The organism is Streptococcus sp. HMSC077D04 (genome assembly GCF_001808785.1).
GTDB classification, from domain to species: domain Bacteria; phylum Bacillota; class Bacilli; order Lactobacillales; family Streptococcaceae; genus Streptococcus; species Streptococcus mitis_BX.
Genome location: NZ_KV794510.1, coordinates 1 through 363 on the forward strand (window position 1 = coordinate 1; position 363 = coordinate 363).

The 363-nt window shown below is 30.0% G+C and carries 1 pseudogene; it reads right to left on the minus strand.

Annotated features, from left to right (window positions below):
* Positions 1-227 (minus strand): annotated as a pseudogene (locus tag HMPREF2701_RS11310) (hypothetical protein); the annotation flags it as partial.
* Positions 228-363 lie beyond the last annotated feature (136 nt).

Sequence of the window (363 nt, forward strand, 5' to 3'; positions counted from 1 at the left end):
ACAATAACTTTTCTAGATACAAATCTTAAATATAAAACAAGAATAAGGAATCCCAACATCAATGATATAAATATTAACGACCATAATTTTTCATTACCTTTAGATTCTAGAATCACTGCTATCACTCCCAAAGATATTCCTAAGACTGAACTAATTTGAATAATAGTTTCTATTTGTAACAGAGTGTTTTCTGTCGCCCTACTTACTATTTTTTCAATCAATTTCATATATTACTCTCATTTCACTAATTTTAAATATTTCTTCGCTTCCTGAACATAAAAGAGTTCTGGATTTTCATGGGCAATACTTTCAAACAAACTACGAGAACCAGCTTCATCTCCTTTTAGCTGAGCATTAAGAGCG